Annotated in this window: 20 protein-coding genes; 10 read left to right on the top strand and 10 right to left on the bottom strand. The window is 41.8% G+C overall.

The features are described from left to right. Positions 1-51: 51 nt before the first annotated feature. The 3 genes from C6W21_RS14315 to C6W21_RS14305 form a co-directional block, all read right to left on the bottom strand. Entirely contained in the window at positions 52-1,407 is a 1,356-nt protein-coding gene (locus C6W21_RS14315; RefSeq protein ID WP_106056549.1) for a glucose-6-phosphate isomerase, read from the bottom strand. Positions 1,408-1,533: 126 nt separating this feature from the next. Then, positions 1,534-2,706 (bottom strand): iron-containing alcohol dehydrogenase, encoded by a 1,173-nt coding sequence (locus C6W21_RS14310; RefSeq protein ID WP_106056547.1) that lies wholly within the window; start codon positions 2,704-2,706, stop codon positions 1,534-1,536. Positions 2,707-2,826: 120 nt separating this feature from the next. Continuing rightward, positions 2,827-3,990: an iron-containing alcohol dehydrogenase gene (locus tag C6W21_RS14305; RefSeq protein WP_106056545.1), complete on the bottom strand. Its 1,164-nt coding sequence runs from the start codon at positions 3,988-3,990 to the stop codon at positions 2,827-2,829. A 144-nt stretch (positions 3,991-4,134) separates the two neighbouring features. On the opposite strand from C6W21_RS14305, the gene C6W21_RS14300 reads away from it, so the two are divergent. Continuing rightward, on the top strand, positions 4,135-4,371 hold the full coding sequence (locus tag C6W21_RS14300; RefSeq protein WP_106056544.1) for a DUF378 domain-containing protein: 237 nt from the start codon (positions 4,135-4,137) through the stop codon (positions 4,369-4,371). Between the two features lie 266 nt (positions 4,372-4,637). Here the strand turns inward: C6W21_RS14300 and yugI are convergent, their stop codons facing one another. From yugI to C6W21_RS14285, 3 genes are all read right to left on the bottom strand, one after another. After that, positions 4,638-5,030, bottom strand: coding sequence for a S1 domain-containing post-transcriptional regulator GSP13 (yugI, locus tag C6W21_RS14295; protein ID WP_007500519.1), 393 nt, complete (start codon positions 5,028-5,030; stop codon positions 4,638-4,640). A gap of 198 nt (positions 5,031-5,228) precedes the next feature. Next, positions 5,229-6,422: an aminotransferase gene (locus tag C6W21_RS14290; RefSeq protein WP_106056542.1), complete on the bottom strand. Its 1,194-nt coding sequence runs from the start codon at positions 6,420-6,422 to the stop codon at positions 5,229-5,231. Continuing rightward, entirely contained in the window at positions 6,423-6,923 is a 501-nt protein-coding gene (locus tag C6W21_RS14285; protein ID WP_003213765.1) for an Lrp/AsnC family transcriptional regulator, read from the bottom strand. It abuts the gene before it with no gap. Between the two features lie 176 nt (positions 6,924-7,099). Here C6W21_RS14285 and C6W21_RS14280 point away from each other — a divergent pair, with 176 nt between their 5' ends. Then, complete coding sequence (locus tag C6W21_RS14280; RefSeq protein ID WP_106050887.1) at positions 7,100-7,924, top strand: alpha/beta fold hydrolase; 825 nt, start codon at positions 7,100-7,102, stop codon at positions 7,922-7,924. On the opposite strand, the gene C6W21_RS14275 is transcribed toward C6W21_RS14280, so the two are convergent. Beyond that, positions 7,921-8,181 (bottom strand): YugE family protein, encoded by a 261-nt coding sequence (locus tag C6W21_RS14275; protein WP_106050886.1) that lies wholly within the window; start codon positions 8,179-8,181, stop codon positions 7,921-7,923. The two genes, C6W21_RS14280 and C6W21_RS14275, sit on opposite strands and share 4 nt — an antisense overlap. Positions 8,182-8,264: 83 nt before the next feature. On the opposite strand from C6W21_RS14275, the gene C6W21_RS14270 reads away from it, so the two are divergent. Continuing rightward, positions 8,265-9,440, top strand: a complete 1,176-nt coding sequence (locus tag C6W21_RS14270; RefSeq protein ID WP_106056540.1) for a MalY/PatB family protein — start codon at positions 8,265-8,267, stop codon at positions 9,438-9,440. Positions 9,441-9,573: 133 nt separating this feature from the next. Further along, positions 9,574-10,866 (top strand): ATP-binding protein, encoded by a 1,293-nt coding sequence (locus C6W21_RS14265; RefSeq protein WP_106043640.1) that lies wholly within the window; start codon positions 9,574-9,576, stop codon positions 10,864-10,866. Here C6W21_RS14265 and C6W21_RS14260 read toward each other — a convergent pair whose 3' ends face one another. Beyond that, positions 10,867-11,046: a hypothetical protein gene (locus tag C6W21_RS14260; RefSeq protein ID WP_034659795.1), complete on the bottom strand. Its 180-nt coding sequence runs from the start codon at positions 11,044-11,046 to the stop codon at positions 10,867-10,869. 90 nt (positions 11,047-11,136) lie between these two features. On the opposite strand from C6W21_RS14260, the gene kapB reads away from it, so the two are divergent. Then, positions 11,137-11,529 (top strand): kinase-associated lipoprotein KapB, encoded by a 393-nt coding sequence (gene kapB / locus C6W21_RS14255; protein ID WP_034659797.1) that lies wholly within the window; start codon positions 11,137-11,139, stop codon positions 11,527-11,529. Here kapB and kapD read toward each other — a convergent pair. Beyond that, on the bottom strand, positions 11,526-12,143 hold the full coding sequence (gene kapD, locus C6W21_RS14250; RefSeq protein ID WP_106030428.1) for a 3'-5' exonuclease KapD: 618 nt from the start codon (positions 12,141-12,143) through the stop codon (positions 11,526-11,528). The genes kapB and kapD overlap by 4 nt on opposite strands. A gap of 218 nt (positions 12,144-12,361) precedes the next feature. Here kapD and C6W21_RS14245 point away from each other — a divergent pair, with 218 nt between their 5' ends. From C6W21_RS14245 to C6W21_RS14235, 3 genes are all read left to right on the top strand, one after another. Then, positions 12,362-13,540 carry an MFS transporter gene (locus C6W21_RS14245; protein WP_317615083.1) on the top strand — a complete coding sequence of 393 codons (1,179 nt, stop codon included), beginning with the start codon at positions 12,362-12,364 and terminating at the stop codon, positions 13,538-13,540. A gap of 108 nt (positions 13,541-13,648) precedes the next feature. Further along, positions 13,649-15,550, top strand: coding sequence for a transglycosylase domain-containing protein (locus tag C6W21_RS14240; RefSeq protein WP_106050880.1), 1,902 nt, complete (start codon positions 13,649-13,651; stop codon positions 15,548-15,550). A gap of 18 nt (positions 15,551-15,568) precedes the next feature. Continuing rightward, positions 15,569-15,979 (top strand): thiol-disulfide oxidoreductase DCC family protein, encoded by a 411-nt coding sequence (locus C6W21_RS14235; protein ID WP_106050879.1) that lies wholly within the window; start codon positions 15,569-15,571, stop codon positions 15,977-15,979. A gap of 244 nt (positions 15,980-16,223) precedes the next feature. On the opposite strand, the gene C6W21_RS14225 is transcribed toward C6W21_RS14235, so the two are convergent. Next, a complete protein-coding gene (locus C6W21_RS14225) occupies positions 16,224-16,781 on the bottom strand; it encodes a YufK family protein (RefSeq protein ID WP_106050878.1) in 558 nt (185 codons plus the stop codon). Between the two features lie 185 nt (positions 16,782-16,966). Between C6W21_RS14225 and malK the strand changes: the two genes are divergently transcribed. Both malK and C6W21_RS14215 read left to right on the top strand, forming a co-directional pair. Further along, entirely contained in the window at positions 16,967-18,568 is a 1,602-nt protein-coding gene (malK, locus tag C6W21_RS14220; protein ID WP_106050877.1) for a malate sensor histidine kinase MalK, read from the top strand. After that, on the top strand, positions 18,561-19,268 hold the full coding sequence (locus C6W21_RS14215; RefSeq protein ID WP_034659808.1) for a response regulator: 708 nt from the start codon (positions 18,561-18,563) through the stop codon (positions 19,266-19,268). Before malK ends, C6W21_RS14215 begins: the two co-directional genes overlap by 8 nt. Positions 19,269-19,413: the final 145 nt, after the last annotated feature.

Here is a 19,413-nt window from a genome sequence, read left to right as displayed (position 1 = left end):
ATGAGAAAACAAAAAAGGCACACCCTTATCAAAAGGTGTGCTTTTTCATTCTTACGATTGTTTTAGACGGCTTTCAAGCTCGGCTTTTTTCTCTTCGAAGCCTGGTTTTCCTAATAAAGCAAACATATTCATTTTATAGGCTTCTACTCCAGGCTGGTCGAATGGATTGACGCCTAGTAGATATCCAGACATCGCACATGCTTTCTCAAAGAAGTAAACGAGGTATCCGAATGTATAAGCATCCATCTCAGGAATTGTGACGATCAGATTCGGTACTTTTCCATCAGTATGAGCAAGCATCGTTCCTTCAAATGCCTTTTTATTAACGAAATCAACCGTTTTTCCTGCTAGATAGTTCAAGCCGTCAAGGTCTTGTTCTTCTGCTTCAATGATAAGCTCATGACGAGGCTTGTCTACATTAACGATTGTTTCAAACAAGTCTCTTCTTCCTTCTTGGACATATTGACCAAGTGAATGAAGATCTGTTGAGAAGTTCGCAGATGAAGGGTAGATTCCTTTTTCATCTTTCCCTTCACTTTCACCGAATAATTGTTTCCACCATTCTGCAAAGTATTGCAGTCCTGGCTCATAGTTAATCAGCATTTCAATCGTTCTGCCTTTATTGTAAAGGACATTACGGACGACAGCATATTGGTATGCCGCATTCTCAGAAAGCTCAGATGAAGCGAAGTCTTCGCTTGCTTTTGCCGCGCCTTCCATCATCTGATCAATGTCTGCACCGCTCACAGCGATTGGCAATAGACCAACTGCTGTTAATACAGAATAGCGTCCACCTACATCATCAGGGATGATAAATGATTCGTAGCCTTCTTCAGTTGCTAATGTTTTCAGTGCACCGCGTGCTTTGTCAGTTGTCGCATAAATACGTTTTTTCGCTTCTTCAGCACCGTATTTTTCAATGAGGAGCTTTTTAAAGATGCGGAACGCAATCGCTGGCTCTGTTGTTGTACCAGATTTTGAAATGACGTTAATAGAGAAATCTGCATCTTCCAATAGATCCATCACATCTGTTAAATAAGAGGAACTGATGTTGTTCCCAATAAAGATAATTTGCGGCGTCTTGCGTTTGCCTTTTGGCAGCGTGTTATAGAAAGAATGGTTCAAAAATTCAATCGCCGCACGTGCACCGAGATAAGAGCCGCCGATTCCGACAACAAGCAAGACATCAGAGTCAGACTTAATTTTATCTGCACTTTTTTTAATGCGAGCAAATTCTTCGCGATCATATTGCTTCGGTAAGTCAACCCAGCCTAAATAATCACTGCCTGCACCTGTTTGTTCATGAATATTATGATGGGCCACCTTCACAAAATCTTTTAAATATGTAAGCTCATGTTCTTGAAAGAAAGGTAACGCTTTCGAGTAGTCAAATTGAATATGTGTCATCGCTTGTAAGCCCTCCATTACGTTAGTTCTGTCCCTTTCACTTTAGCGGAACTAGCTATTGAAATCAAGTGATCGTCACTGGCATAGCAAAAAGCCGTTTCTCTCTATGAGAAACGGCCATCTAGATTATAAAGAAGTTTTCAAAATAGAAAGAATGTCATCACGACCAAGTTTCATAAAGTTACCAAAACCACCATATTCCATTTCTTTCGCCGCAATGTCGGCAATTTTGTCGAGCTGATCTTCACCAATGTCATAATCCGCTAGACGGCTTGGTGCACCGAGACTTGTCCAGAAAGCTGACAGCTTGTCGATTCCTTCTAATGCGATATCACGATCTGATTTTCCTTCTGTCTCGATGTCAAACATGTTCAGCATAAGGTTTTTAAAGCGTTCCACATTGTGATCGAGTGTATGACGCATCCAATTTGGGAAAAGGATGGCAAGTCCGCCTGCATGCGGAATGTCATAGACAGCCGATACCGCATGCTCAATCGTATGGGACGCCCAGTCGCCAAAGTAGCCCATTTGCAGTGTGCCATTTAAAGCGATCGTTCCTGCATAAAGGATCGTTTCGCGGTGCTCATAGTTTTGTAAGTCTTCAAGCAGCTTTGGTGCTGTCTCGATGACTGTTTGAAGAACAGCAAAACACATTCGATCCTGTAGCGGCGTGTTTTTGACATTATGGAAGTATTGCTCGAAGACGTGGCTCATCATATCGACCATGCCGTACACCGTCTGGTTTTCTGGCACAGAATAAGTATGCTCAGGGTCTAGAATGGAAAAAGCAGGATGAGTGACTGAACTGCCCCACACATATTTTTCATTTGTTTCCCAGTTTGTGATGACAGAGTCTGGATTCATTTCTGAACCAGTTGCTGCAAGTGTCAGCACTGTGCCAAACGGCAATGCTTTTTGAGCGATTGTTTTCTTTGAAATAATGTCCCACACATCTCCGTCATACTCTGCTCCAGCTGCGATCGCTTTTGTACAGTCGATTACACTGCCGCCGCCAACGGCTAATAAGAAATCAATTTTTTCATTTTGGCAGATGTCGATTCCCTTTTTCACCGTGGTGAGGCGCGGGTTTGGTTCAACACCTGACAGCTCAAATACTTCAGCTTCTGCTTCATTTAACGCGCTGATCACATTGTCATAAAGACCATTTTTCTTAATGCTGCCTCCGCCATATACAAGTAACACTCGTTTTCCATAACGAGCGAGTTCGCTTTTTAGTCCTTCTAGTTGTCCTTTTCCAAACATTAATTTCGTTGGATTATAGTAAATAAAATTTTCCATCTGTTGATACATCTCCTTACAGCGTATATATCCAAAAACATGAAAGACTACTTTAACATATGTACACGTTGAACTCAAAAAAGATAACTGCTCGAAAGCAGCTATCTTATGGTTGTTCGATTATAAAGAAGCATTCAAAATGGCTAGAACATCTTCTTTGTTTAGCTTTTTAAATTGACCAAATTCACCGCGTGCCATTGCACGATCTGCAATTAAATCAATTTTTTCATCGTTGATATCATAATCCGCTAAACGGCTTGGTGCGCCAAGACTTGTCCAGAAAGCTGACAATTTGTCGATTCCTTCTAAGCCCACTTCTTCGTCTGTTTTGCCCGCAGGATCCACATCGAATACGCGTACCGCTAATTGGTTAAAGCGTCCTGGGTTTTCTTGAATGACATGCTTCATCCAGTTCGGGAACAAGATCGCAAGTCCGCCTGCATGAGGGATGTCATAAACAGCTGATACCGCATGCTCAATATTGTGAGATGCCCAGTCACCACGCGCGCCCATTGACAGCATACCATTGAGCGCAATGGTGCCAGTGAATAAGATGGTTTCACGCAGCTCATAGTTCTCTAAATCGTTGATCAGCTTCGGTGCTGTTTCAATAACGGTCCGAAGAAGTCCTTCACACATACGATCTTGGTAAGGTGTATTTTCTGTATGATGGAAATATTGTTCGAACACGTGGGACATCATGTCAACCATGCCATAAATCGTATGGTTTTTCGGCACAGTGAATGTGTTCACTGGATCAAGAATAGAGAATTTAGGGAAAACTGCTGGACTTCCCCAGCCATATTTCTCATTTGTTTCCCAGTTTGTGATCACTGATCCAGAGTTCATTTCAGAACCTGTTGCAGCAAGTGTTAACACAGTACCGAACGGAATTGCTTCCATTGGGACATGCTTACGCGTCACGATATCCCAAGCATCTACATCGTACTTCGCTCCGGCTGCGATCGCTTTCGTTGCATCAATGACACTTCCGCCGCCAACTGCCAAAATAAAATCAACGTTGTTCTCTTTGCAAAGCTCTACCCCTTTTCTTACTGTTGTTAAGCGCGGGTTTGGCTCAACACCAGCAAGTTCAGTGATTGCAGCTCCTGATTCTTTTAGGATGCTGACAACTTGGTCATAAAGGCCGTTTCGTTTAATACTGCCTCCACCATATACAAGTAATACGTTTTTTCCGTAGTGTTTGAGTTCATCTGAAAGGGTTGAAACTTCTCCCTTTCCAAATATTAATTTCGTTGGGTTCCAATAAGTAAATCGATCCATTTGATCTCCTCCTCGCGCTACATTATGCGCCTCAATCATTCCAAAAGTAAAGTAATTTGCTTTAATCCATTTTCTTACGCATAGTTTAGCTAAAAATCTGCAAAATATAAATGTATTGATGCTGTAGCGAAAGGAGGAATCACGATGAGTGCTATTCAGCGTATTGCCCTCGTGCTCACGATTATCGGTGCTATTAACTGGGGACTAATCGGCTTTTTTCAATTTGACTTAGTAGCAGCGATCTTTGGCGGACAAGGCTCTGCATTATCACGTATTATTTATGGTCTTGTTGGAATTGCAGGTCTTGTTAACCTTGGTCTATTGTTCAAGCCAAGCGAAGAATCTGTTCGCCGTGACGAGCCGAATCCAGAGGTTCGCTAAACAAAAAGACATAAAAAAGGCCGCCTATACGAGGCAGCCTAAGGCACCGTTTGAAGCGGTGCTTAGCGTGTAGACAAACCCTCGCATTCTTTGTCAGGTCTGCGCTCCGGTGCTCACGAATGTCAAATTCGCTCCGCTCCGGTACTCGTCCTTCCTAGACTTCAAAGGTTTTCTATCACGCTGAAAAGAAGAAGACAAAGGGCTAAAATAAAGATCATTTTAGCCCTTTGTCAACAATCTGAGCACCGTTTGAAGCGGTGCTTTTTTTATTTCTTGATAAGATCTTTACGGTTAGATTGCTCAATCCACTCTTCAAGTTTATCTTTAAGTGTATTGAAACCTTGTGGTGCAGCAGCTTCTTCTTTCACTTGCTGTGGTCTTTGTTTCTTTGGTTTGCTTTCTTTTCTTTCAGGTGCATCTTGTGTAGCACGGATAGAAAGGCTGATTTTACCTGCATTTTCATCTACAGAAAGAACTTTTACTTGTACTTCGTCACCAATTGAAAGATGCTCGTTGATGTCTTTTACAAAGCCGTGTGTTACTTCAGAAATATGCACAAGTCCTTGAGTTTCTTCATCTAATGCAACAAACGCACCATACGCTTGTAATCCTGTTACTTTACCAGTGTAAACACTGCCTACTTCAAACTTTGTCGCCATGATAACAACTCCTAAATAATTGTTTTAATATTCGTTTATACGCAATTAAAAACTATATCATAGAACGGTCAGTTACGCAAAATATTTTTTGATTGGGTTTAGATCAGTTCAAAAGGGGGAATACCTGAAAACAAGAATGCTTTCTAGTATTCCCCCCTAATTTGAGAGGCATGAGTCCTAATGGATTGATGCCTTTTTTTATTTTATGATGACAGGTGCTTCTTCTTTCACTTGTCGTTCCTGCAAAAAGCGCTGGATTCTTGAAAGAGATTCCTGCAGATGGTCGAGAGACGAAGCATATGAACAGCGAATATGACCTTCACCACTCGGGCCGAAGACATTACCAGGGACAACGGCTACTTTTTCATTTAGGAGCAGCTCCTCAGCAAATTGTTCTGATGTCATGCCCGTGCTTTTAATGGACGGAAAAGCGTAAAATGCGCCGTTTGGCTGGTGGCATGCGAGCCCCAGTTCATTCAAGGAGCCTACAAACAAATTTCGCCGCCTTCTGTAGCTTTTCTTCATTTTCTCTACATCTTCAAGCCCATTTTTCAAAGCTTCTTCTGCTGCATATTGTGCCATAGCGGGCGCACACATCATAGAATATTGGTGTATTTTCAGCATGGCATCGCGCAGTACAGGTGGAGCTGCCACATATCCTAAGCGCCAGCCTGTCATGGCAAACCCTTTTGAAAAGCCTGAAATCAGGATGGTTCTTTCCTTCATATCTTGAATAGCCGCCACGCTTGTAAAAGCTTCATCGTACGTCAGCTCTGCGTAAATCTCATCCGTGATAATGAGAAGGTCATGCTCTTTTGCAAATTGAGCAATATCTTCAAGCTCTTCCTTTGAATAGACAGAGCCAGTTGGATTTGATGGAGAGCAAAGCAGAATCGCTTTTGTCTTTGTCGTCAGCTTCGTGCGAAGATCCGCCGAGTCTGCTTTGAAATCTTTTTCAGCCGATGTACTTAAATAAACAGGTACTCCGCCTGCAAGTGTCGTAAGGGCCCCATATGCTACGAAACAAGGCTCTGGAATAATCACTTCATCCCCACTGTTTAAAATCGCACGAAAGGCCAAATCAAGTGCCTGGCTTCCGCCAACTGTGATAATCAGTTCTTCTTCAGGGCTGTAGTCAATGTGAAACCGCTTATATAAATAGTGGCTCAATTCTTTTCGCAAAGATAACAACCCTGCGTTCGCCGTATAAGAGGTAAGCCCTTGTTCTAATGACATAATACTTGCTTCTCTGACATTCCAAGCTGTCACGAAATCTGGCTCGCCGACACCAAGGGAAATGACCCCTTCCATTGTGGCTGCCAAATCAAAGAATTTTCGAATACCTGACGGCTGAATGCTTTGTACCGTTTCAGATAAATAAGACTTTTTCATTTAAGGTGACACCACGATTCTTTTGTCATCGTCTCCTGTTTCAAACACTTTCCCATCATGTTTATATCTCTTCAAAATAAAGTGGGTAGTTGTTGAAACAACGGAATCAAGTGTCGATAATTTTTCAGACACGAAGCGGGCAATATCAGACATAGACCTTCCTCGGATCACAACAGATAGATCATAAACGCCTGACATGAGATAGACAGATTCCACTTCCTGAAAGCGATAAATACGTTCAGCAATTTCATCAAAGCCGACGCCTCTTTTGGGTGTCACTTTTACATCAATCATTGCTGTGACGCCTTCGTGACCATCCACTTTACGCCAGTCAATCATGGTTGAATAATCAATAATGACTTTTTGATCTTCAAGTTTTTGAATAATCGCTTCTGCTTCTTCTGTTGTCACGCCTGCCATTTTTGCAATTGTATTTAAATCGGCACGGCTGTTTTCATCTAAAATCTCTAATATTTCAGTTTCTTTTTCTGTTAGTTTCATTTGATTTCACACCTCAGATTGTAAAAAGCTAGTTTTAAAAAATCTTCTGAACATTATAGCACGTTTTTCCCATTATGCTAAGCAGGGAAAAGATGCTAACCATAGCTTAAAATCCACTTTTTAGGGTACAATACAGTCACCTAACAGAGAGAGTATCAAATATCGGAGTGATGAGTGTGGACATTGTTCAGCCAGCTTATATGAAAAGTAAATTCGGTTTAGATATCTATTACGAGCACTATCCAAATAAGGGGAAGAAAACATTGATCTTAATTCACGGTCTCTTCTCTTCTACCTTCAGCTATCGAAAGCTCATCCCGCTTCTGAAACAGGACTTCAATTTAATCGCGATCGACCTGCCGCCATTTGGACAGTCCGAGAAGTCGAATACGTTTATTTACAGCTATCGCAACATGGGAAAGATCATTATCGAGCTAGCTGGTTACTTACAGATTCAGCATGCGATCCTAGTGGGTCATTCGATGGGCGGGCAAATTGCTTTATACGCTGCATCTGAACGGCCAGACCTATTTGAAAAGGCGGTACTTTTGTGCAGCTCAGGGTATTTAAATAAATCAAAGAGATCGCTTGTTTACAGCACATATATTCCTTATTTTTATCTCTATCTTAAAAGAAAGCTCTTGAAGCAAGGCATAATGAAAAATTTAACGGCTGTTGTGCATGATCATTCCATCATTGATCAAGAGATGGTGGACGGATATTTAAAGCCTTTTTCTGATGATCAAATTTTCCGAGGGATTTTCCGCTTGATCCGGCACCGGGAAGGCGATTTGACTTCGGATGTCCTAAAGAAAATGGAGACACCAGTGCTGCTCATTTGGGGTGAGGAAGATCGGATCGTTCCCATTCAAATAGGAGAAAGACTGCACAAGGATCTGCCAAACTCGACCTTGCATGCATTAAAAAAAACCGGGCACCTCGTTCCTGAGGAAAATCCGGTCTTTGTGTCTGATCAAATCGGGCATTTCAGCCTGTCTTAGCGTGTGCAGGAGCTACTGTCTCGTATGACGAAAAGCTGATTCGCTATATGCTGACAGCTCTCGAAAGGCAGGAGCTGCTCAAATGAGTGATGATAAATGGCTTGAATCTCTTTTGCTAAAGATAAAGGGTTTTCTGCGTCGTATAATGCACTGATGACGTCAGCAGGCTCCGTTTCATAAAAATCCTCTCCATATTGAAAAGGGTCCCATGCCTTAATGAGTTGAATCATCTCTTCTACAGCTTGACTATCTTTCATCGGTATCACCGCTTATAATAAATTTTGTGATGTTTATTTTAGCACAACCAACAATGGTTGAAAAACGGCTAGAGGTGGGTTTCATGAATTTCGACGAACAGATCATACGTAAAGGTTCAAAATCAGTGAAATGGGACCAAGCAGAGTCTTTGTTCCTGACAACAGATGCGCTGCCGATGTGGGTGGCAGATATGGATTTTAAAGCGCCGCAGGTCGTCCTTGATGCATTGAAAAAACGATTGGATCATGGTGTATTTGGCTATGCCTTTCAAGATCAGGATACGCAGCAGGCAGTAGCTGAATGGCTCAAAAGAAGACATGGATGGACTATTCAGACAGATGACGTCACCTTCACACCTGGGATCGTCACGGCACTTAGTTTTGCAGTCCAAGCCTATACAGAACCAAGTGACGAAGTCGTCATACAGTCACCAGTGTATACACCTTTTTATCAAATGATTGAGCGAAATGGACGTACAGTCTCAACCAACCCTTTAAAAATAGAAAACAACCGCTATTTCATGGATTTTGATGATTTAGAGAAAAAGCTAAGCAGACCAGAAGCGAAGCTCATGTTCCTATGTCATCCGCATAATCCATCCGGAAGAGCGTGGTCAAAAGAGGAATTAAAACGAGTAGGAGACCTCTGTATCAAGCACGGTGTCACAGTCGTTTCGGATGAGATTCATTCTGATTTGATGCTAAACGGAAAGCCGCATGTGCCATTTGCTAGTCTTTCTGACGACATAGCACATATTACAGTGACGTGTATTGCACCAAGTAAAACATTTAATTTAGCTGGCCTCCAAGCATCTGCCATTATCATTTCCGATGAAGAAAAAAGAACCCTTTTCAACAATGAATTGCAACGAAACGGACTGGCCAAACTGAATGCATTTGCGATCCCTGCGATGGAAGCAGCATACCGACACGGGGATGAGTGGCTCGATGCCCTTGTTCTTTATCTCGAAAACAATATGAAAATGGCGATGGACTATATTGACGAACACCTTCCAAATATGCGTTATATGAAACCAGATGCTTCTTATTTATTGTGGCTGGACATTCGGGATTATCAATTCAGTCAAGCGGAATTGAAACGGAATCTGCTGAAAAAGGGCAAAGTGATCCTTGAGCTTGGTCACGTGTACGGACTCGAAGGAGACGGCTTTATTCGGATGAATCTCGGCTGTCCTGCTTCAACAGTCAAAGAAGGATTGAAACGCCTTCATCAAGCGTTCACGCGATCATCTGAATAAGCCCTATACGATCGAAAGAACATCCTAACGGGTGTTCTTTTTAAAGAAAAAAACCCTCCTTTTATCATATCTACTTTGTACATGAGATGATATAATGAGAGGAATTACAATTATTTACGAGGAGAGCATTTAAATGGAAATGTTCAAGGATTTTCTGCTCCATGTATCTTTTATTCTATTTCCAATCTTTTTATATCATGCGCTATGGCTAAGCCGGACCCCTGCTCATTTCCCAAAAACGAATAAACTGCTCATCACAGTATTCGCATCCATCTCTTCAGCACTATGTATTATATATCCAGTTGGTTCGATTTTAGATTTGCAGACTGGGCTTCAATCCATTCCTCTTGTACTTGCCATTTTATACGGAGGGTACACTGCTGGGATCATCGCCATCTTGATAAGTTCCATGGTCAAATTCGTGATGTATGGCTCCTTCTTATGGGTTGGACTCATTGTTGTTCCGATTTACTTTTTCATCCCATTTCTGTTCTACCGGAAATGGCGTCAATATTCGAAGCTGAAAAAGCTGATGTATGGAGTGCTTATCGGTTTTTCCAAAGGATTCTTTATTTACATTGGACTGTTTGCGGTCAGCTTAATGGAATACAGCCCAGCCTTTATTATGCAGCAAAAGTTACTTGAGTTATTTTTCTCAACCCTTTACTACATATTCTTTCTTGTGCTAAGTATCTATTCCATTGAATTCGTCAAAGAAAATGCGCAAATGAGAACACAGCTCGTCCAGTCAGAAAAGCTGACCATTGTAAGTGAACTCGCTGCAAGCGTTGCCCATGAAGTACGCAATCCGCTGACAGTGGTGAGAGGCTTTATCCAATTGCTCTTTTCTAGTGACAATACAAAAGAGCCGTCAACCAATAAAGATTATAAAAATCTCGTTCTGTCCGAGTTAGACCGGGCGCAGGATATTATCACGAGTTATCTTGACATTGCGAAACAAAATTATTATCAAATTGAATCTCTCAATCTATCTAAATTACTAGAGGAATGTGCATCACTGATGACATCCTATGCGAATTTCAAATCGGTCACGATTCATCAATCCATTGAACCAGACTTATACATTCAAGGGGATGAAACGAAGATCAAGCAAGTCATGATTAATTTAATCAAAAATGCGATTGAAGCAGCCCCAGAACACGAAGGGGAAATTGAACTTTTTGCTTCAAAAGAAAATCATAAAATATGCCTTTGTTTCGTGGATAACGGTGTAGGAATGACAGAAAGCCAAATGAAAAAGCTTGGCGAACCATATTACACCCTGAAAAATAAAGGGACTGGACTTGGGCTGACAGTGACATTTTCTATCATTGAAAATCACCATGGAACCATTCGTTTCAAAAGCTCGCTGCAGTCTGGTACAACCGTCACCGTGAAGTTTCCTGAAGATACAAGAAGAAAATGATCAATCCATTTTTTTTGTCCTTTTTTCATCTATCCGCTCCTGCTTCTTAGACGCACGAACGATCAGACGAAAGCAAATAAATGCAGCAATAAAGAAAATCACCGTGGTGATTGCCGCTGGGATGTACTCCCTTTTATCTTCAGGAAAATACAGTAGAAAGAGTGCGATGAACGACAGCATTCGCCATTCCCCCTTTTGCTCGTTTACTTCACTATATTGGCTAAAAGAAATGAAATACCTTCCTGCGAGAAGGAAATGGAGGAATTTCACATGACAGACATTCAAATTGGACAAGTTGTGAAAGGATTTTACAAAACAGGTGTTTACGTTGGGGAAGTGACAGCAGTGAAACCATCGACCTATCTCGTTCAAGTAAAAGCCGTTCTGACACATCCCACTCAAGGCGACCTGCATCACCCAAAAGAAGCAGACGTGCCTTTTTTCCAAGAGAGACGGGCTTTGGCCTATCGTGAACAGACGAATATCCCTCATCATATGGTGAAGCCTTATGATGGCGGTATACCAGATTATCAAGTATCACTAAAAGAAGCTGTAGATAAATTAAAACAAACGCTCCATGCGGATGATTCCAAATGGGCTGAAAAATCAAGAGCGTGCCTATCTTCTCTCGAAAAAGATTATTTTCCAGAAGACGCCCGCTAATCAGCCGAATCAAAAAAGTGTGAGAAATCGATCAGCTCACCAATTTTGGTTGTTTGCGGATTTTCCACATAAGCTCTGTCTTTTTCAAAAAGGGTTAGCAGCTGATAAGTCGTCATAGCATCATCAAGTGCTTTATGATGCTTACCAGCTCCTTCACTGCCGTATTCCTTTGCCGCTTTGCGAAGCCCTGTCAGTGTACGATCACCAAAAAAGGTTTTATACTCAAAGGCAAGGTCCCTCAGCTTCCCCTTAAAAGGAAAGGCAATGTGATTCAGCATACAGTTTTGCTTCAGCACCTTCATGTCCATATTGCCCCATGTAATAATCTCACAATCCTCTCCCTCATCAAGCGACACGAGCTTCTCGATAAACGCCTCAAAGGAAATTCCGCTCTCTACATCCTGCTGCGTAATGCCGAGGAACGATTTACAGCGCTTCGTCAGCTTCGGGAACTTTTTCGGTTTGACGTAGCTAGAGAACGTGTCTATAATCGTTTCACTTGCCGCTTTCACTACCCCAGCTTCAATAATTTCAGGAAAAAAATTTTGTGGATGATACTTTCCATCAGGCATCGTAAATTCAAAATCGACCACAAGCACCGCCTTCTGTTCCACCAGTCCCACCTCACTTTCTCGTCAGTTTTTCATCCTGATATCATTATATTAAGACGGACCTTGAAATCACTTCATTTTCTTGAAAATAATGCAGATTCACTATGCCCAACCTATTCATCAGATGAAAGATCGTTTATTTTCCTTTATAATTATTAAGGAACACGAAATAAATAAAGAAGGTGGTCTCTATCACAAACAGGAAGAAAAACTTGTACATCATGTGGTTTGTGAACTTTTTTGTATCGGCCAGCATTACAATGATCGTCCCTTTTTTATCACTTTACATAGAATCTCTTGATAGCAGCTATTCAAATGAATTTGTCCAAAGGTGGAGCGGCTATGTCTTCGGGGTCACGTTTTTAACGGCCTTTCTGATTTCTCCGATTTGGGGACGGATTGGTGACCGGCATGGCTATAAAAAGATTTTGCTCATTAACGGAATTGGAATTGCAACAAGTATTCTATTAATGGGGCTTGTGCAAACTGTTTATCAGCTATTCGCACTGCGGCTCTTCATGGGGCTTGTCACAGGCTTTATCTCGACTTCGATGGCATTGATCTCTGCACAGACGGAAAAGGCAACTGCAGGTAAAACCCTTGGAACGATGCAGATGAGTAATGTCGCCGGAGGATTGTTTGGTCCATTAATGGGCGGCTTCATGGCAGACAGCGTCGGATTTATTTATACGTTTTTCCTCACAGCGGCTGTCATTTATGCGTCAGCAATTGTGATTATTTTCGGAGTGAAGGAACAGCCCATTCGTTCAAAAGAAGCAAAGCGCGTTTCTTACTCACGGAAGGATGTGCTCGTTCATATTTTCAAACAGCCTTTGCTTGTGGTCACGATGCTTTTAACGTTTATTACACAAGTAGGGAACTTTAGCATTCAGCCACTTTTGGCTTTATACATTCATGATTTACACGGCCCTGTTAATCTCGCATTTTATGCGGGGCTTGCATTTTCTGCAACTGGACTTGGCAATTTGCTCTTTACACGAAAATGGGGAGATCTCGGAGATCGAATTGGTCACGACAAGGTGCTGCTTGCCCTTCTCATCCTCTCCTCTATTTTATTCATCCCGCAAGCGATGGCGGATTCCTATGTGATGTTAGTACTTTTCCGTTTTCTATACGGGATGGCACTTGGCGGGATTATTCCTTGTACGACGGCGTATATTCGGATCAAAGCACCTGCCTCTATGCAAGGGGAAGTGCTCGGATACAATGTCAGCTTCCGCTTTCTTGGGAATGTCGTCGGTCCGGTGATTGGCGGCATAGTGGCGAGTCATTACGGAATTCCAGCTGTCTTTTATGTCACTGCCGGTATTTTTCTGTTTGGCGCATTATTTTTATGGGCGGTCCGCTCGCATGCGAAGACAAAAGAAAGGAGTGTCTGATCGAGCATCAGATACTCTTTTTTCTTGTATAGAAGCCTTATTCACTAGACTTCAAGCCCATTCTTTTCTAAAAATAACCTTCTCGTATTCGCAAAAGAATGGTACGATATGGCTAGAAAATTGAAGAAAGTGAGTGACCTCATGTTTCGTGCAATCATTGGTTGGTTATTACTTGCTGCCCTCATTCCATTATTTGCTCTGACTTTTTATCTATCAAAGGAAGAAGCTGCAAGTGTCAAGCCTGTTAACGAAGTGCTTGATCAAAAAATCAAGCTGGAAAAGATAGATTTTTCCCAAAACAGTTATATGTATGATCGGGATGGTTCTCTCATCTCCGAGATCGTCTCAAACGATGAGAACCGAGTGTTCGTAACGTATGATAAAATTCCTGATAATGTGAAGGAGCTGTTCCTCCGCTCAGAGGACCGAAACTTTTATGACCATAAAGGCATTGACTTTATGGGGGTTGTTCGTGCGCTTGCCTCAAATGTCAAAAACCATGGCATCAGCCAAGGCGCTAGTACGATCACACAGCAACTATCCCGTAACTTATATTTAAGCCATGAACGTTCGTTCACCCGAAAGTTTACAGAGCTGCTCTATTCCTATGAACTAGAGCGGAAATTCTCGAAAGATGAAATTCTCGAAAGCTATTTAAATACGATTTATTTCAGTAATGGTGTTTACGGTGTCGGTTCTGCGGCTAATTACTATTTTGATAAGCCGCTTAGTTCTTTAACACTTGCACAGATGGCATTTATCTCTGCGATTCCAAACAACCCAACACTGTATGACCCATTGAAGCAATTCAAGCACACGAAGAAACGCCAAGAACGACTGCTTGGTATTTTAAAGAAAGACGGTGTCATCACCAAAAAGCAATACAAAAAAGCCGTCAAAGAAAAAATCAATCTGTCCTTAAGTGAAAAGAAAAACCTTTACCCTGACTATGTGACATATGCAAATGAGGAATTTACCGATCTTGTGTCAGATCAGGAAGGCTTTACAAAACGCTTGAAGAAAGCCAAAACAGATGGAGCAAAAAAAGCCATTCAAAAAGAATTATCTGAAAAAGTCAGTGCCCTGCTTCAGGATGGTGTCAAAATTTATACGGCACTTGATCCTTCCTTACAGCAACGAGCCGTCTATCAGCTCAATGCACAATTGCCTTACCAAGGTGTAGAAGGCGGCTCAGCGGTCATTAATCATGAAACGCATCAAATTGTCGCACTTGCTGGCGGAAAGAACTATAAGAAGTTTGATTTCAACTACGCCTATCAAGCACAAAGACAGCCTGGTTCTGCGATAAAGCCGCTTTTAGACTATGGTCCATATATCGACCAAACCGGTGCAACGGCTTCAAGCAAAATCAGTGCGGGCAAGTTTTGCAGCAGCGGATACTGTCCGCAGAACTATAATCATAAAACGTATGGAACCGTCACACTTGAAACAGCCTTTAAGAACTCTTACAATACACCTGCGATCCGAATGCTGGATACAGTCGGTGTCAAAAAAGGCTTCAGCTATTTAGAGAAATTCTCATTCGAACATATGGTAGCGGATGATTACCGCCTTCCTTCTGCCCTTGGTGGATTTACGAAGGGCTTCTCACCGCTAGAAATAACAGATGCGTATACCGTCTTTGGTAGTCAAGGAGCTTACACGCAAAGTCATGCGATCACAAAGGTAACAGACTTAAACGGTAAGACCCTTTACAAGTGGAAAGAGTCACCGAAGCAAGTGTATTCTCAGCGTACAAATGACACCATGCGTAAACTGCTTGCCTCCGTTGTAAAAAGCGGAACAGGGAAAAAAGCGAATTTCAATTCCCCTTACATCGGTGGTAAAACAGGGACATCCAATGACTACAAAGACATTTGGTTTGTTGGACTGACAGATCAATATACAATGGGTGTATGGGTTGGAAGAGATAGAGGAACGGTTGAATCGATTTACAGCTCAAGCCCGCACTTACGTATTTGGAAAAATACGATGCAATACGCCAGATAAACAGGAGGTTTGATTGCGATGCATTCAACACATCCACCCCATTTAATTTTATTTGACGGTGTCTGCAACGTGTGCAGCGGCGCTGTTCATTTTGTGATTAAGCGTGATCCAGATGAGCGAATGATGTTTGCTTCGTTACAATCAGATACAGGGCAGCGCATTTTAAAAGAAAATGATTTGCCTTTAGATGAGTTCAATTCATTCATTTATATTGAAAAAGGCACCCTTTATACGAAGTCGACAGGCATCTTAAAAGCCACGCGGCATTTAAAAGGGATCTACAGATGGAGTTATTTATTCATTGCCATTCCGCGTCCTATCCGTGATTGGTTTTATGAGCGGATAGCGAAAAATCGCTACAAATGGTTCGGTCAAAAAACATCTTGTATGATGCCTACACCTGATATTCAAAAACGGTTTCTTTCATAAAAAAAGCATCCTCCGATGATGGAGGATGCTCACATTGTTGACAAAGGGCTAAAATGATGTTTATTTTAGCTCTTTGTCTTCTTTTCAGCGTGACATGAAAACCTTTGCAGTCAAGGAAGGACGAGTACCGGAGCGGAGCGAATTGAATATTCGTGAGCACCGGAACGCAGACCTGACACCGAATGCGAGGGTTTGTCTACACGCTGAGCATCCTCCGATGATGGAGGATGCTTTCTTTGTCTGTTTAAGCAGGCAGACTCGCCATAACACTATTATAAAGCTTAATAAATAAGTACAAAATGCCGATTAAAAACGTGGCCCAAAACAGCAGAATAAACATCATAAATCCAATTAAATTCAGCATGGAAAGCGATTGATAAATGCGGACCACAACCCAGATAAAATAGACAAGGCCTGCTAAAACAAATAGTCCGACAAGCAGAATCAGCTGCTGCGTCAGCAGAAATGCAAGCAAGCTGGCAAATAAATAAACAACGGATGCAATCCGAATTTTCTTTAAGTTCTCCCCTTCAGGATCTTTCGCGAAAAAGAGCAGTGCCAGCTCTAACACCGTATCTGCAATCAGTTTCAAGGCAGATAAAATCATAAAATAAACAAGTGCAAAAGCAGCAAAAAGAGCAAGCCGGATGCCCTGTTCCGAGAAAAATTCCAGCATTCCTTTTAAAATACCTGCTTGAGTCAAAAAATCAGTCATGATCCCTACTGTGAAAATCGAAAAAGCAGAGCTGAATAGTAAAATCGAAATCAGCGGAAAATATCCAGTCAAATATGTATTTTTCATAAATAGATCCTTTCTCATAAGCTCACATTTATTATGGCTCACTTAAAACGGATTGACAAGATGCTTTCAAAGTAAACTGGCAGCAAAATCAAATTTGTGATTTTGCACGTACATTCCTTCACAAACTTACATTTTCCCGTTAAAGTATTACTATTACGAAAAAATCGTGCGTTAGGGGTATACTCGTGAAAAAAACATTAAGACTGCAAACACGGCTGACGATTTTTGTTTGTATCGTTGTCCTGATCTCCCTTTGTATCACATTCTTTACGATCTGGTCGGAAACAGCTAAGAACATTCATCAGCAGGAACGTGACATCGCACTCTCCACTGCCAAAATGGTCGCAGAGGCTCCGATCACAGCGAAATCATTAGAAGAAAATCGATCGTATTCAGCACTGCGTCAATATACAACAAGTGTTCAGCGAATCACCAAAACCGAATTTGTGGTTGTGATGGATATGAACGGTATTCGCAAAACCCATCCAAATCCGCAGAAGATCGGGAAACGGTTTGCTGGCGGTGATGAAAAACTAGCATTACAGGGTAAAGAACATATTAGTACGGCTTCTGGAACACTTGGTAGATCCATGCGTGCTTTTGTTCCTGTTTATGATCAAAATGGGAAGCAGCTCGGGGCTGTGGCAGTAGGGATTACGTTAAAGGAAATTGACTTGATTATTCATCAAAGCTTACTTCCACTCTACTTCGTCATATCGCTCAGCCTTCTTTCTGGTATCATCGGAGCACTCATTGTGGCACGAAAAGTGAAGAAAATTATGTTTGGACTAGAGCCAGATGAGATCGCTACATTATTAAAAGAACGAAGCGCCATGCTAGAATCAACAAAAGAAGGGATTCTTGCGGTCGATCAGCACGGTAAAATCAAGCTGGCCAACGCTGAAGCCAAACGGCTCTTTCATAATATGGGCATTATGGTTGATCCTAGAGAACAAGATGTTCAGGTGCTCCTCCCTTCAAGCGGCTTAAAGCAAGTCATTGAAACACGCAAGCCGCTGCTTGACCGCGACGTGAGAATGAACGGACTGGAGCTCGTCTTTAACGAGGTCCCGATTACGGTAAAAGGCGAGATTGTTGGGGCAATCGCCACCTTCCGTGACAAAACAGAAGTCAAACACTTGGCTGAGCAGCTGAGCGGAGTCAAGATGTATGCAAATGCCCTCCGTGCCCAGTCACATGAATTTATGAACAAGCTACATGTCATTTTAGGATTGGTTCAGCTCAAAAACTACGATGACCTTGGCACTTATATCAAAGATATTGCGATCTATCAGCAAACGGAAACAAATGAAATCATCAACCATGTGAAAAACTCTGTTTTAGCAGGATTTTTACTAGGAAAACAAAGCTATATCAGGGAACAAGGTGCGATCTTAGAAGTCATATGCAGTACACAAGTCCCAAATACGGAGGACCCGGCAGTGACACATGATCTCATTACCGTAATTGGCAACCTGTTAAATAACGCACTCGATGCTGTTTCTCATACTGAGACGAAAAACATCTCGATCTCATTCCGATACGTTCAGGAGCAGCTTCATATTGAGATTACGGACACAGGTGTTGGTCTCACAAAAGACGAACAAGACATCATGTTTGATCAAGGCTTTTCAACGAAAGGAGAAGACAGAGGATTCGGTCTGTACTTCGTTGACCAAAGCATCAAAAAAATGAACGGACACCTGATTGTCACGAGTGAAAAAGGAGAAGGAACGACCTTTAGTCTCCGCATTCCGTATAAACAAAAGGAGGATTCACATGATTAATGTGTTAATAGTAGAAGATGACCCAATGGTTGGGGAGCTGAACAAACGCTACCTGACCCAAATAGACGGCTTTGAATTAAAAGGGATTGCCACCTCTTTTCAGCAGGCACTGGACATCTTAAAAACAGAAGCCATTCACCTTGTACTGCTCGATATTTATATGCCTGGACAAAATGGACTGGTCCTATTATCAGAAATACGCAAGCAAAATCATTCTGTTGATGTCATTGTCATTTCAGCTGCCAATGAAGTCGATGTCATCCAGCAAACGATGCGAAACGGGGCCGTTGATTATTTAATCAAGCCATTTGAGTTTGAACGTTTCCAATCAGCGCTCTCAGAGTATAAACGAAAACACGCCTTGTACCAAACGATGAACAGCATCTCGCAAAATGATTTAGATGCGAAGCTCTTTCATAAAAAAGCAGAGACAGAAAAAGTCCTACTGCCAAAAGGCCTGACCAAAAGCACACTCAAACTCATCTGGACAAGTATTCAATCATTCGGTCATCAGGCTTTCACGACCGAAGACCTAGCGAATCATACAGAAATCTCTCAAGTCTCCATTAGAAAATACTTGAAATTCCTTGAGGACATCGAAGTAGTTGATGTTGAAATGGCATACGGGACAATTGGACGTCCTGTTTTCCAATATAAACTCAGTACAACAAATATGAATTTAATTCAGCAATATCTATAATTTGACACATCTGACCTTTTACAGAGGCCAGATGTTTTTTAATGGAACACGATGTAACAAACCCCTTGATATCAGCGGTTCCACTGTAGTAGAGCACATCACAAAAGCGGCATTATATCATATTTCAGCAGATAAAAAGACATCG

This window comes from Bacillus sp. NMCN1 (assembly GCF_002998085.1).
Classification (GTDB): domain Bacteria; phylum Bacillota; class Bacilli; order Bacillales; family Bacillaceae; genus Bacillus.
This window is presented reverse-complemented; position numbering and strand designations above follow the sequence as displayed.